General features: G+C 30.7%; 1 protein-coding gene. It reads left to right on the top strand.

Features of this window, described 5'->3' with window-relative positions; genetic code table 11:
- Positions 1 to 367: 367 nt before the first annotated feature.
- Positions 368 to 1363 (top strand): AraC family transcriptional regulator, encoded by a 996-nt coding sequence (locus tag EV214_RS18540; RefSeq protein ID WP_132248493.1) that lies wholly within the window; start codon positions 368 to 370, stop codon positions 1361 to 1363.
- Positions 1364 to 1478 lie beyond the last annotated feature (115 nt).

Below are 1478 nucleotides of genomic sequence, written 5' to 3'. Positions count from 1 at the left end.
AATGAAAGAATTATTTCAGTAAAAGAATCTTATCGAATTATATAATCTGAGAAAATTATGCTGTATTGAAGAAGGATAATTTGAGAATCTACAATTAATAAGTATAATGTACTAGTAGGAACGAAAGAAAATCCATATACTATATCTCAACGTGTGGGGCTATTTAGATATAGTAGTAATGTCTCAACGATAGAAAATATTGGCACGAAATGATGTTTCTGTGTCGTGATATGATGTGTATTTTTAGCCTTGTATCTGTTATTATAAATTATATAACTTTATGTATAAATATGTTAACTAAATAGCTTAAAATAAGCACAATAAAAATAATAAAAAATTAATCATGAAAGGAGAGAATTGTAGCTAGATGATGCCTTTAAAACGATTTTTATTAGATGGGAACTACAAATTATTGTTAAAAGATTTAGGGGTTGATTTGTCTGAGTTTTTAAGACAAGCAGAACTGCCATATGATCTGTTTGACCTTCCACAGCCTATGGTTACAACAGATGAATATTATAGCATGTGGGATACTTTGACGGATTACGGTGAGAAAATGATGTTGCCACTGCAAGCAGGAATGGCAATACAACCGGAAATGTTCAGTCCGGCTTTGATTGTAGCACTTTTAAGTAACAATGGTATATCCGCATTGGAACGAGTTATAAAATATAAAATATTGGTTGCACCGATGATATTTGAACTTAATATGCATGATGAGTATGTAGATTTAATCATAAAATCAGACAAAGAAAATAATTATTTGCCCTTAGGATTGGTCGCTTTTGAAATGATATTTATGAATCGTATTCTTTCTATAGGCACAAGAGAAAGTATAAAGCCAGTATTGGTTCAAAGTACAGAAAAAATTCGAGAACAAGAGTATGAAGATTTTTTTGGTGTAAAACCGGCAGTAGGTGATCAAAATATTATTCGATTTAAAAAAGAAGATTTAGAGCAGGAATTTTTGACAAAGAACCAAGGGGCTTGGGATTTTTATCTCAAAGGACTAGATCAACGTTTAGAGCAGGCGAAAAAAGACCATAGTTTTGCTTTTGTTGTGAAAACAAATTTAGCCAAAATGCTACCTACAGGGGAAGCGAGTATAGAAATATTGGCCAATGAAATTGGAATAAGCAAACGTACCATACAACGTAAATTAGCAGCAGAACATACAACATTTCAAGGAGAATTGAGTGCTGTGAGAGAGGAGTTTGCAAAAAAATATCTAAAGAATACGAACGTATCAACAAAAGAAATCGCATTTTTATTGGGCTATGATGAATTTAATTCTTTCACCCGGGCTTTTAAAAGTTGGACTGGAAAAACTATTAGTGAATATAAAGGATCTAGATGGATTTAAAAATAGAGAAATTTCATTATTTGAGTAGTCACGGAAACTAATGTATAAAATTTAATTTTTATGCAATACATTAAAAATCCATAAATTTTATCATTAGAGCTCATTTTTATATAAA

Origin of the sequence: Marinisporobacter balticus (assembly GCF_004345705.1) — a bacterium.
Classification (GTDB): Bacteria; Bacillota; Clostridia; order Peptostreptococcales; family Thermotaleaceae; genus Marinisporobacter; species Marinisporobacter balticus.
Note: the sequence above shows the minus strand (reverse complement) of the source record. Positions and strands in the feature narration are given on the sequence as shown.